Here is a 12309-nt window from a genome sequence, read left to right on the forward strand (position 1 = left end):
GTGAAGGTGGTGGAACCGCGGAAATCTGACGAAAATGATGGTTTGCACCGCCGCATCGGCGGCAAACCCTTAACTGGAGCAGGAATGGATCGGCCCGCATCACGTCGCAAATCGCTTTCTTATACGGTCACGCTGGCCGAGGTCGCCGCGCAGGCGGGCGTGTCGGCGCAGACCGTATCGCGAGCCTTGCGATTTCCGGACACGGTCGCCGGGCACACGCTCGCGCGCATCACGGCCGCGGTCGAGGCCACCGGATACGTACCGAATCTTTCCGCGAGCCAGCTGGCGTCCAACCGCAGCAAGACGATCGCGATGATCATTCCGACGCTCGCGGCCTCGGTGATCGCCGAGACCGTGCAGGGCATGTCCGACGTATTGCTGACCGAGGGGTATCAGCTTTTTCTCGGTCACACGGACTACTCGCCCGAGAAAGAGTACGAACTCGTGCGCAGCATGCTGGGCCGCCGTCCCGACGGCGTCTGCCTGATCGGCACGGTGCATCGTCCGGAGACGATTTCGCTGCTGCGCAAGGCGGGGATTCCCGTCGTGCAAACCTGGGACTGGACCGAGGAGCGGATCGACATGCTGGTCGGCTTTTCGAATCGCGACGCCGCCCGCGCGGTGGTGGCGCATCTCGCTGGGCGCGGCTACAAAAAGCTTGCGTTTGCCGCCGTCATCTTTCCGGGCGACTATCGGGCCGAGCAGCGCCACGCGGGCTTTCTCGAAGGCGTCGCGGAACACTTCAAGGGCAAGAAGGTGCGCGAGGTGATCTATCGCGACCGGCCTCTATCGATGAGCGTCGGCGCCGAGCTTTTCCACGACATCAGGCAGCGTTACCCGGAGGCGGATGCGATCGTGTTTTCGAGCGACGTCTTTGCGGGCGGCGCGTTGCTCGAGTGCATCGGTGCGTCCATCAGGGTTCCTGATGAAATCGCCATCACGGGTTTTGGCGACTACGACTTTGCTGGACAGTTGCATCCGGGACTGACGACCGTGCATGTGCCGGCACGCGACATCGGCGCGCAATCGGCACGTCTGCTCGTGCGCCGCCTGAACAAGCAGCCGTTGGAGACCGAGGCGCTCGACGTGGGCTTCGATCTCGTCGTCAGAGAAAGTACCTAGTTTTACGGGGTTGTGTTGCAGGCCGGGCCTGTTTGTCAGGCCCGTGCGCTCATCAACTCAGCGGAATGTTTTCCCGGAAGATGACCTGTAGCCGGGGCATATAGGTCGGTTCGGCTTGCCCACGCACCGCCGACGCCAGCAACCGGACCGCTTCGCGCGCCTCGACGCGGGGATTCTGTTCGATGACCGCGTCCATGGTGCGATCCAGCAGGAATTGCCGGGAAATGTGGGTGAGGTCATGGCCGACGAACATGATCTGGCGTTGCAGCCCGGCTTCCTGCAAGGCGCGGCCGATTCCCGAATTGCCCGCGCCGATGTTGTAGATGCCCGCGGGCGTTCCCTGCTGCAGCATCTGCCGGGTCAGCTCGTAGGCGCGGGCACGGTCGTCGCCGATTTCGAGCATGCGGGCGATCCTGATGTGCGGAAACTCTTCGCTGAGCAACGCGCGAAATCCCATTTCGCGCTCCTCGTGTCCCCGGTAGGCCAGCGAGCCGAGAAACACCGCGACTTCCTGCGGCACGCCCTGCGGCAGGAAGCGCCCCAGCAGCCATGCGGCGAGACGCCCGGCCGCGCGATTGTCGATACCCACATAGGCCATGCGCGCCGACGTCGGGATATCCGAGACCAGCGTGCAGACATGGACGCCGCTTGCCTGCAAGGCGGCAATGGCATCGCGAACCTGCGGATGATCGAGCCCGACGAGCCCGACCGCATCGGTATTGCCCTTCAGTTGATGCAACTGGGCGGCGAGCTTTTCGGCGTTGAAGCCCTCGACCAGATGCATTCTTGCCTGGACTTCCGGCCGGCATTGCGCTTCCACCAGCAGATGCTGATGCAGCAGGGACATGAAGCTGTTGTCGCCGGCGGGCAGGACGAAGCTCAGGCGGATGCCGGCCTGGGCGCCCTGGTCCGCTTCCCCGGCGTGACCGAGCTTGCGTGCAACGGCCAGCACGTGGTCTCGGGTGTGGCTGCGCACGCCTTCGCGCCCGTTCAGGACGCGGTCCACCGTGGCGGTCGAGACGCCCGCGGCTTCGGCAATGGCCGTGATGGTGGCGCGGGTCATGGCGTGATTGGCTCGGTGGTTGGGTTCATGAGTCGATCATATCACATCATTTTGATTGAATTGCCTCATTTTGATGGGTTGATACTGGCTGACTACGGCTTGTGGTTTGAGGCTCATCTCTCGCAGCGGTAAGGCATTACAGGCGTTGCGTTTCAGGTCGCAGCAGACTGGCAGCCTGGAATAGCGATAACATCAAATTGATGTTAATAAAGTGAAATTTGTAAGCAAAATGATGTTGCATTCAAATAAAAAAGATGTGATATTCGCGTCTAAACGGATCGGCGATCGATCGGCCCCCGGCAGGCGAGCGGGGCGGTTTTCGCCGGCCGATACCAACAGGAGACGAGCATGTCCGTAATCGGCTTCCAACCCGATGCGCCTGTGCGCGAACGCGGCTACACCATTGGCTGCATCGGCGCCGGCATGATCATGGCGGATTGCCATCTGGCCGCCTATCGCGAGGCCGGCTTCAAGGTCGCGGCGATCGCCTCGCGCACGCCCGGCCGGGCGCAGGCGGTGGCGCAGCGATGGTCGATCGGGCGCGTGCATGACACGCCCCAGGCGTTGATCGACGATCCCGAGGTGCAGATCGTGGACATCGCGTTTCCCCCCGATCAACAACCCGCGCTGATTCGCGCCGCGCTGGCGGCACCCCACGTCAAGGCCGTGCTCGCGCAAAAGCCGCTGGCCCTGTCGTTGCCGGAAGCGCTGGCGTTGCGCGACGAGGCGCGCCGGGCCGGCAAGCTTCTGTCGGTCAACCAGAACATGCGCTACGACCAGTCCATGCGCGTGCTCAAGCAGCTGCTCGATGAACGCGCGCTCGGCGAACCGGTGCTGGCCCAGATCGACATGCATGCGATTCCGCACTGGCAGGCCTTTCTCGAAGGCTACGACCGGCTCACGTTGTCCAACATGAGCGTGCATCACCTCGATGTTCTGCGCCATCTGTTCGGCGAGCCCACGGAAGTCACCAGCGTGGTGCGCACCGACCCGCGTACGCGCTTCGCGCATCAGGACGGCATCGTGGGCACGACGCTGCGGTTCGAGTCGGGCGTGATCGCCTTCTCGCTCGAGGATGTCTGGGCCGGACCGCGCCACGACGGTTTCGCGGACGATCAATACATCAACTGGCGCGTCGAGGGCACCGAGGGCGTGGCGAAGGGCACGATCGGCTGGCCGCACGGCAATCCCTCCACGCTGAGCTACGCGTCGCAACGCATGACGGACGGCCAGTGGGTCACGCCCGAATGGTCGACGATGTGGTTCCCGCACGCTTTCATCGGCGTGATGGAGCAGTTGCAATACGCGCTCGCGAGCGGCACCGAGCCCGCGCTGACGGTGGCCGACAACGTCAGGACCATGGCCTTGGTCGAGGCCGCGTATCGGTCCGCCACCGAGCGCCGTACCGTGCGCATGACCGAAATTCCGCTTCCCGGCTAGGAGCGTTGCCTCAGGTTCCCAGCCGTTTCCGTTCCCGTAGGACCACTTAGCAGGCAGGCAACCGGTTGCCCCATGAGGCGGCCGGCTCATCCCAAGGAGACAGAGGATGATTCAACCCGGCATTTTCTCAGGCTATTTTCCGTACGACCTGGCCACCGCGGCGGGCAAGATTCGCGCGCACGGCTTCAATACCGTGCAACTGGACTTGCACTTCAAGGACATGGACCTCGGCCGCGGCCAGATCACCCAGGACAAATGCGAGCGCATCCGCAACACGTTCCGCGATCACAACCTGCCGGTGTCGTGCATCTCCGGCTATACCAACATCGTGCATCCCGATGCGCAGGAACGGCAGCGGCGCAATGACTATCTGAAGGAAATCATCGCTCATGCGCAGTATCTGGGCTCGCCGTATGTGATCTCGGAGACGGGTACGTTCGCGACCGACAGCGACTGGGTTCATCACCCCCGCAACAAGACCGAGGAAGGCTGGGAACAATGCCGGGCCGTGATTCAGGAACTGGCGCAGCATGCTTATGATCATGGCGCCGTGTTCCTGCTCGAAACCTACGTGAACAACGTCGTCGGCTCGGTGGAAGAAACCCTGCGCATGTTCGCCGAAGTCGATCATCCGGGACTCGGGTTATTGATGGACCCGACCAATTACTTCGAAGACCATAACATCGACCAGATGGACAAGACGCTCAACCAGGTGTTCGATGCGCTGTCCGACAAGATCTGCATTGCTCACGCGAAGGACGTCAAACGTGCCGGCGGCGACAAGTCGGAAAAGCACTCCGATATCGGCGATGCCGATGCGGCGGAGAGCCATACGTTTCGCGGTGTCGGCGAGATCGAGTTACCGGCGCCGGGGCTCGGCGCGTTGAACTACGACCTGTACCTGCGGCGCCTCGCGAAGCGTCACCCCAACATCCCCATCATCATCGAGCACCTGACCGAAGACGACGTGCCGCGCGCCAAGGCGTTTCTGGACGGCAAGCTGCGCGCCAACGGGGTTTGAAAACGGCGCGCCGCCGCGCCGCGAGTTCCCGCCTTCCACATCAACCCGGCACCGCGAGTGCCGGTTTCCGGAGTAGACGTACACATGGTGCAGCTATACGCCACGACGATGAACCGGCAGCAGATCGAAGCGCGCTGCGGACAACTGGCCCAGTTTGCCGGCGTGCGACTGGTCACGCTCGAAGATGGCCTGGAGCGCGGCATCCGGCAACTGGAGTTTCGCAGCGGCACGGGTCTGCGCTTTACCGTGCTGGTGGATCGCGCGATGGATATCGCCGACTGCGAGTTTCGCGGCTATGCGGTGGGCTGGCATTCGCCCGCCGGTTTCCGGCATCCTGGCCTGCACGAGTACGAGGGCGAGGGCGGTCTCGGCTGGCTGCGATCGTTTTCGGGCCTGATGGTCACCTGCGGGCTGGACCATATCCTCTTCATGCATGACGCGCCGGCCGACAACTACGTGTACAAGCCGCGCCAGAAGGTGCAGCACTCGATCCACGGCCGGGTCGGCACGATCCCGGCGCGCCTCGCGGGCTATGGCGAGCGTTGGGACGGAGAGCGCTGCTTCCTGTGGGCCGAGGGCATCGTTTCGCAGGGCACGGTGTTCGGCGAGCACCTGGAATTGCACCGGCGCATCGAGATCGAGGTGGGCACCAACGACATTCAACTGAGCGACCGCGTGGTCAATCGCGGTTTCTACCGCACGCCGCACATGCTGTGCTACCACCTGAACATCGGCTACCCGGTGCTCGACGAGGGCGCCCGCTACCTCGCGCCGATCCGGCACGCGGTATGGGCGGCACATGCCGATGCGTACCGTGCCCAGGGAGTCGGCTATCGGCGCATGCCGGCGCCCCGGCTGGGTTTTCACGAGCAGGTCTGGCAGCACGAAATGAAGGCGGACGACGCGGGCCTCGTGCCCGTGGCGCTGGTCAACGACCGGCTCGGCATCGGCGTGGAAGTGACGACCCGCAAGGACCAGTTTCCCTGTCAGTATCAATGGCAGAACCTGCAGGCCGGACAGTACGCGCTCGGCATCGAGCCCTCGACGAATCACGTGCTCGGAGAAGGCGGCGCGCGCGAGCGCGGCGAACTGATCTGGCTCGAACATGGCGACGAGCGCCGCTATCGGACCAACATCCGCATCCTCGCCGGCGCGGATGAAATTGCTGGCAGCGAGCGGCGCATTCGCGCGATTGCCGAACAGCCGTCCGACGACTACCCCGAACTCTCCGGCCAGTTTGCGCCGTTGAGCGGACGCGAAGGACGAGGAGCCGCCGTATGAGCGCGCAAGCGATGCAGTTTTCCTTGCGTGGCCGGCGCGTGTTGCTGACCGGCGCGGCGGGCGGGCTCGGCCACGGCATGAGCCTGGCGCTGTTGCGGCAGGGCGCGCGCCTGCTCGCGCTCGATCGCGACGTCGAGGCGCTGGCGCGGTTGCGCGACGCGGCGGGGCCCGAGTTCGCCGACTCATTGCAAACCCTGCAGATCGATCTCGCCGACGCAGCCGCGTTGCAGCGGACACTAGACCGGCTGACGGCCGAGGCGCCGCTCGACGTGGTCATCAACAACGCGGCCATTTATCCGTCCAGGCCCTTCGAAGCGTATTCCGACGACGAGCGCGCGCTGATTTACCGCGTGAACGTTTCGGCCGCACTGCAGATCGTTCGCGCGGCGCTGCCGGGCATGCGCGAACAGCGATGGGGCCGCATTATCAACGTCGCGTCCATCACGCTTTCGGGCGGCTGGGAGCGGTTGCAGCCCTATGTGGAATCCAAGGGCGCGATGGTCGGCAACACGCGCGCGCTCGCGCGGGAGTTCGGCGCCGAGGGCATCACCTGCAATGCGATCTCGCCGGGCGCATTTCCGACGGCGGCCGAGGCCATCCATCCCGACCTGCCGGGTTACGAGCGCATGGTGCTCGAGCGCCAGTCCATCAAGCGGCGCGGCCACGCGAACGATATTGCCGCCGCGGTCGTCTTTCTCGCCTCCGAGGAAGCGGGGTTCATTACCGGGCAGACGCTGTCCGTGGATGGGGGATGGGTGATGCGCTGATCGTGCGCGTGAGCCCGCACGCGCCCGCCGTTTGAGACGTCGATACCGCGCATATCAATCGCGGCACGCGCCGCTATGCGCTCGCCCGGTCGATGATCGAAAACCCCGTATCGACCCGAACGGGCGCCGAAGAGGCGCTCTCGCGCGCACCGAAGCGGCCCAGCAACGCTTCGGCCGCGGTCTTGCCGATCGCGGCTCCATCGACGCGCACGGTCGATAGCGCGGGATAAACATGAGCGGCCGTACTCAGGTCGCCGAATCCCATGACCGCGACGTCTTCGGGAATGCGCAGGCCGCGGCTTGCCGCCTCGGCCAGAATGCCTTGAGCCAGCGTATCGGTGCTGCAGACGATGACTTCCGGCAGCCCCGCTTCGAGCATCCGCGTCAGGCCTTCCCTGCCGGTCTGGAGCGTCGCCGGTGCGGGGAGCACTTCAAGGGGAATTGGCGACGCACTGTGCTTTTGCAGTTCGTTGATGACGGCGTGGCTCCGCCTCAATCCTCGCGGGTCGTCCGCGGAAACGACGCCGAACCGCTTGTAGCCCTTTTCCATGAGGTGCCGCGCGACCGCCGAGCCGAGCGCCTCGTGCGAGAACCCGACCAGCATGTCGATGGGCTTATCGGTGAGGTCCCAGATCTCGACGATGGGCACGTTGGCCTGGCTCAGCCGTTCGAGCGTGAGGTCCGTGTGGTCGGTGCCGGTCAGGACGATCCCGTCGGGCCGCCGGCCGAGCAGGGTGCGAACCAGTTCTTCCTCGCGCATCGAGGAGTATTCCGTCAGGCCGAGGAGGGTCTCGTAGCCCGACGCGGACAGCGTGTGCATCAGCGCCTGGACCATATCCGTAAAGATGGACGTCGCAATGGTGGGCAACAGCAAGGCCACCAGCCGGCTCCTGTTGCTCGTCAATCCGCTGGCCAGCATGTTCGGCACGTAGCCCGTCTTGCGAACCGCCTCGATAACCCGCTTTTGCGTTTCACTGCGGACGAGTTCGGGGCGATTCAGTGCGCGGGACACCGTCATCGCGGTGACGCCCGCGACCCGGGCCACATCTTCCAGGGTAACGCTCGCGCCGGTCCGGGGGGCCTGTCCTGCGGCGTCTTGTGTCAAAGCTTCGTCCATTCCTTGCTCCGTCGGTGGACGTTATTTTAAGCGGATTTTTTCCGCCTCCCCGTTGTGTGCCGGGGTTAAAGGTCTGGGAAAATGCGATATATATCATATGACATCGTATGTTTAGATAGCCTAAAACACTGGGGAAACCCTTATTTTAAAAATGTTTGCGCAAACATAATCTGTCGCAGTCATAGGACATCTGATAAAAATCGGAGGCACAGATGCGACAAGGACCTGGGCATACAGGTGAGATGCAGGGCAGCGCGGCACCCGGACCGGACCTCGGAGCAGGCTCGCTGCCTTCGGCCGGGGGGCGGACCGATCCGCATGCCGGTAGAAGCCGGGCGCGATTCCTGATCGTTGCGATGCTGTTCGTGGTCACGACCCTGAACTTCGCGGATCGCGCGACGATTTCGATCACGGGCTCGTCGATCCAGCATTCGCTCGGCGTGTCCCCCGTTGAGATGGGGTACATCTTTTCGTCGTTCGCGTGGTCGTACGTGATCGCGCAGATACCGGGCGGGTGGCTGCTCGACCGTTTCGGCACAAGGCGGGTGTATGCCGGCAGCATCCTGTTCTGGTCGATCCTGACCGCGCTCCAGGGGGTGGTTACGCTGCTGCCTGCGGTGATGGCCGTCGCCACGCTGTTCGTGTTGCGGTTTCTGGTCGGCGCCGCCGAAGCACCGGCATTCCCCGGCAATTCGCGCTTGACCGCGGCATGGTTCCCGACGCACGAACGCGGCACCGCCAGCGCCATCTTCAATTCCGCGCAGTACTTCGCGGCGGTGATTTTCACGCCGTTGATGGGCTGGATCACGCACGCCTACGGCTGGCCGTACGTGTTCTTTACGATGGGCGGGATCGGCGTGGTGATCGCGGGCATCTGGGTCAAGACGGTCTATGCGCCCAAAGCCCATCCGCTCGCGAACGAGGCTGAAGTCCGCTTCATCGCCGACGGCGGCGCGCTTGTCGATCTCGAAGACCCGGTGCTCGCCGAAGAGCGCCGCGCGGCGCAATCGACGGGCCAGTCCGCGGCTGCGAAATCGTCCGGCGTGGTCGGGCAGCTTCTGAAAAACAGAATGATGATGGGGGTCTTCGTCGGACAGTACTGCATCACCACGCTGACCTATTTCTTCCTGACGTGGTTTCCGATTTACCTGGTGCAGGAGCGCCATATGTCCGTTCTGAAGGCCGGCTTCGTCGCGTCCATTCCGGCGATATGCGGCTTTCTTGGCGGCGTGCTCGGTGGCGTGATTTCGGACCGCATGATGAAGCACGGCTTTTCCACGACGGCGGCCCGCAAAGTGCCCATTGTCGTGGGGATGCTGCTGTCGACCTGCATGATCGCCTGCAACTATGTCGACAATCAGTGGATCGTGGTCGGCATCATGGCCGCGGCTTTCTTCGGCAAGGGCATTGGCGCGCTCGGCTGGGCGGTCGTCGCGGACACCGCGCCGAAGCAGGCAAGCGGCCTGTGCGCGGCGCTATTCAACACGTTCGGCAACACCGCGGGCATTACCACGCCGATCGTGATCGGCTATCTGGTCCAGGGGACGGGTTCGTTCGCGGCCGCGCTGGTGTTCGTGAGCGCCAATGCGCTCATTGCAATCGTCTGCTACCTGTTCGTCGTCGGAAAGATTCAACGTTTTGAACTGCAGCCGGCGAGCCGCTGATTGCCTGTTCGAATCTTGACAAAAAAAGCCCGACCAAAGGTCGGGCTTCAAAGTCGGCTGCGCCCTCCACAGGACGCAGCCCCTGCAAAACAGCGAGGCTGTTTGCGTCGTCGCCGAGCTTAAGCAGCCAGCAGCGAACGCAGCACGAACGGCAGAATCCCGCCGTGCTTGTAGTAGTCGACTTCGATCGGCGTATCGATACGCAGCAGGACCGGAACGCGCTTGTCGCCGTCCTTGCCGTGGATCACGAGCGTGACTTCCTGTTGCGGCTTGAAGTCGTCGCCGAGGCCTTCGATGTCGTACGTTTCTTCGCCGGTGATGCCGAGCGACTGCACGCTATCCGAGCCCTTGAACTGCAGCGGCAGAACGCCCATGCCGACGAGGTTCGAGCGGTGGATACGCTCGAAGCTGCGTGCGACCACGGCCTTCACGCCGAGCAGTTGCGTGCCCTTCGCCGCCCAGTCGCGCGACGAGCCCGTGCCGTACTCTTCGCCCGCGAACACGACGGTCGGCGTGCCGGCGTCGATGTACTTCATCGCTGCGTCGTAGATCGACTGCTGTTCGCCGCTCGGCTGGTGAATCGTCAGGCCGCCTTCGACGCGCGTGCCGTCCGCCTTCGCCGGGATCATCAGGTTCTTGATGCGGACGTTCGCGAACGTGCCGCGCATCATCACGTCGTGGTTGCCGCGGCGCGAGCCGTAGCTGTTGAAGTCGGCCTTCTGCACGCCGTTCGCCTTCAGCCACTTGCCTGCCGGCGAGTCTTCCTTGATCGAGCCGGCCGGGCTGATGTGGTCGGTCGTGACCGAGTCACCGAAGATGCCCAGTGCGCGCGCGCCCTTGACCGGCGCGATGCTGGTGTCCGGCGTCATCGAGAAGTCCTTGCCGAAGAACGGCGGCTCGGCGATGTAGGTCGACTTCGGCCAGTCGTAGACCTGGCCTTCCTCGCCCTCGATCTTGCTCCACAGGTCGCCCTTCTTCGTGAGCTGCGAGTAGTTCTTGCGGAACGCGTCGGCGTCGAGCGCGTACTTCAGCAGCGCGTTGACTTCTTCGCTGGTCGGCCAGATGTCGCCCAGGTAGATGTCCTTGCCGCCCTTGCCCTTGCCGACCGGCTCGGTCATCAGGTCGCGCGTGATGTTGCCGGCGATCGCGTAGGCGACGACGAGCGGCGGCGAGGCGAGGAAGTTCGCGCGGATGTTCGGGTGAATACGCGCTTCGAAGTTACGGTTGCCCGACAGCACCGCCGCCGCGACGATGTCGTTCTTCGTGATCGCTTCGTTCAGTTCCGGCGTCAGGTCGCCCGCGTTGCCGATACAGGTCGTGCAGCCGTAAGCGGCCAGCGTGAAGCCGAGCTTGTCGAGGTACTTGAGCAGGTCGGTCTTCGTCAGGTACTCGGTGACGATACGCGATCCCGGCGCCAGCGACGTCTTGATGTGCGGCGCGACCGTCAGGCCAGCCTCGACAGCCTTCTTCGCGAGCAGACCGGCAGCCAGCAGCACGCTCGGGTTCGAGGTGTTCGTGCACGAGGTGATCGCGGCGATCAGCACGTCGCCGTTCTTCACGTCGACGCCGTTGCTCGTCGTGTATTGCGCGTCGAGGTCGGCTTCCTTCTTCGCAAAGCCGTTTTCGGCGACCGGCTTCGAGAACAGGTCGCTGAAGGTCGACTTCACGTTGCCGATTTCGATGCGGTCTTGCGGACGCTTCGGACCGGCCAGCGACGGCGCGACCGTGCCGAGATCGAGCGTGACGACATTCGTGTAGTCGATGTCGCCTTCGCTCGGGATGCCGAACAGCTCCTGCGCCTTGAAGTAGTTTTCGAACGCGGAGATTTCGGCGTCGGTGCGGCCCGTGCCGTTGAAGTAGTCGATGGTCTTTTCGTCGACCGGGAAGAAGCCCATCGTCGCGCCGTATTCCGGCGCCATGTTGCCGATCGTCGCGCGGTCCGGCAGCGACAGCGAGCGCGTGCCTTCGCCGAAGAACTCGACGAACTTGCCGACCACTTTTTCCTTGCGCAGCAGTTCGGTGATCGTCAGCACGAGGTCGGTGGCGGTCACGCCTTCGCGCAGCTTGCCCTTCAGGTTCACGCCAACCACGTCCGGCGTGAGGAAGTACACCGGCTGGCCGAGCATGCCGGCTTCGGCTTCGATGCCGCCCACGCCCCAGCCGACTACGCCGATGCCGTTGATCATCGTCGTGTGGCTGTCGGTGCCGACGAGCGAATCCGGGTAGTACACGGTGTCCGTGCCGTCAGCCTTCTTGTGCACGCCACGTGCGAGGTATTCGAGGTTCACCTGGTGAACGATGCCGACGCCCGGCGGCACGACCTTGAACGTGTCGAATGCCTGCATGCCCCACTTCATGAACTGGTAGCGCTCGTTGTTGCGCTGGAATTCCAGTTTCATGTTCAGGTCGAGCGCGCCCTTCTCGCGGAAGTGGTCGATCTGCACCGAGTGGTCGACGACGAGGTCGACCGGCACGAGCGGCTCGATCGACTTCGGGTTCTTGCCGACGGCCTTCGCGACGCCGCGCATTGCGGCGATGTCGGCGAGCAGCGGCACGCCCGTGAAGTCCTGCAGCACGACGCGCGACACGACGAACGGGATTTCGTCGACGCGCGCGGCGGTCGGCTTCCAGTTCGCCAGTTGCGTGATGTGTTCTTCGGCGATTTTCTTGCCGTCGTAGTTACGCAGCACCGATTCCAGCACGATACGGATCGAAACCGGCAGGCGGTCGATCTTGATGTTCAGTGCCTTGCCGAGTTGCGGCAGGGAGTAGAACTTGCCTTTGCCGGAACCGCTGTCGAATTCCTTGAGCGTTTTGTGGAGGTTGTGGGCCAT

The 12309-nt window shown here is 63.8% G+C and carries 9 protein-coding genes; 6 read left to right on the forward strand and 3 right to left on the reverse strand.

Features of this window, described 5'->3' with window-relative positions:
* The first annotated feature begins 84 nt into the window (after positions 1-84).
* Complete coding sequence (locus tag GXB81_RS09965; RefSeq protein WP_167039332.1) at positions 85-1122, forward strand: LacI family DNA-binding transcriptional regulator; 1038 nt, start codon at positions 85-87, stop codon at positions 1120-1122.
* A 52-nt stretch (positions 1123-1174) separates the two neighbouring features.
* Here the strand turns inward: GXB81_RS09965 and GXB81_RS09970 are convergent, their stop codons facing one another.
* Positions 1175-2185 (reverse strand): LacI family DNA-binding transcriptional regulator, encoded by a 1011-nt coding sequence (locus tag GXB81_RS09970; protein ID WP_167039049.1) that lies wholly within the window; start codon positions 2183-2185, stop codon positions 1175-1177.
* A gap of 348 nt (positions 2186-2533) precedes the next feature.
* Between GXB81_RS09970 and GXB81_RS09975 the strand changes: the two genes are divergently transcribed.
* The 4 genes from GXB81_RS09975 to GXB81_RS09990 all read left to right on the forward strand — a co-directional run bounded on the left by GXB81_RS09975 (position 2534) and on the right by GXB81_RS09990 (position 6694).
* Positions 2534-3625, forward strand: a complete 1092-nt coding sequence (locus GXB81_RS09975) for a Gfo/Idh/MocA family oxidoreductase (RefSeq protein WP_205989018.1) — start codon at positions 2534-2536, stop codon at positions 3623-3625.
* 106 nt (positions 3626-3731) lie between these two features.
* The gene (locus GXB81_RS09980) at positions 3732-4646 is read left to right on the forward strand and encodes a sugar phosphate isomerase/epimerase (protein ID WP_205989019.1); all 915 of its coding nucleotides are present in this window, start codon (positions 3732-3734) and stop codon (positions 4644-4646) included.
* Between the two features lie 84 nt (positions 4647-4730).
* The gene (locus tag GXB81_RS09985) at positions 4731-5927 is read left to right on the forward strand and encodes an aldose 1-epimerase family protein (protein WP_205989020.1); all 1197 of its coding nucleotides are present in this window, start codon (positions 4731-4733) and stop codon (positions 5925-5927) included.
* A gap of 38 nt (positions 5928-5965) precedes the next feature.
* On the forward strand, positions 5966-6694 hold the full coding sequence (locus GXB81_RS09990) for an SDR family oxidoreductase (protein WP_205989021.1): 729 nt from the start codon (positions 5966-5968) through the stop codon (positions 6692-6694).
* A 73-nt stretch (positions 6695-6767) separates the two neighbouring features.
* On the opposite strand, the gene GXB81_RS09995 is transcribed toward GXB81_RS09990, so the two are convergent.
* The gene (locus GXB81_RS09995; RefSeq protein ID WP_167284073.1) at positions 6768-7811 is read right to left on the reverse strand and encodes a LacI family DNA-binding transcriptional regulator; all 1044 of its coding nucleotides are present in this window, start codon (positions 7809-7811) and stop codon (positions 6768-6770) included.
* Between the two features lie 212 nt (positions 7812-8023).
* Here GXB81_RS09995 and GXB81_RS10000 point away from each other — a divergent pair, with 212 nt between their 5' ends.
* On the forward strand, positions 8024-9475 hold the full coding sequence (locus GXB81_RS10000; RefSeq protein WP_275691468.1) for an MFS transporter: 1452 nt from the start codon (positions 8024-8026) through the stop codon (positions 9473-9475).
* 119 nt (positions 9476-9594) lie between these two features.
* Here GXB81_RS10000 and acnA read toward each other — a convergent pair whose 3' ends face one another.
* Positions 9595-12309: an aconitate hydratase AcnA gene (gene acnA, locus GXB81_RS10005; RefSeq protein WP_205989022.1), complete on the reverse strand. Its 2715-nt coding sequence runs from the start codon at positions 12307-12309 to the stop codon at positions 9595-9597.

The sequence above is a fragment of the Paraburkholderia sp. Ac-20336 genome (assembly GCF_017105025.1).
Taxonomy (GTDB): domain Bacteria; phylum Pseudomonadota; class Gammaproteobacteria; order Burkholderiales; family Burkholderiaceae; genus Paraburkholderia.